This is a genomic window from Priestia sp. 53B2 (assembly GCF_056099005.1).
In genome coordinates this window covers 1-212 of the sequence record NZ_JBLZXA010000123.1, presented here as the reverse complement: position 1 = coordinate 212, position 212 = coordinate 1, and the positions used below count along the sequence as shown (strand labels likewise).

Here is a 212-nt window from a genome sequence, read left to right as displayed (position 1 = left end):
TTGTTCTTTGAAAACTAGATAACAGTAATTGCTGAGGAAAAGTGAAACTTTTCTTTAATCAAACCAATAAATAACACAACATTACGTTGTACCATTTATTCGCTAATGGTTAAGTTAGAAAGGGCGCACGGTGAATGCCTTGGCACTAGGAGCCGATGAAGGACGGGACTAACACCGATATGCTTCGGGGAGCTGTAAGTGAGCTTTGATCC

General features: G+C 40.6%; 1 rRNA gene. It reads left to right on the top strand.

Going from position 1 to position 212, the window contains the following annotated elements:
• Positions 1 to 107: 107 nt before the first annotated feature.
• Positions 108 to 212, top strand: a 23S ribosomal RNA gene (locus tag ACN6NE_RS31435); the annotation flags it as partial.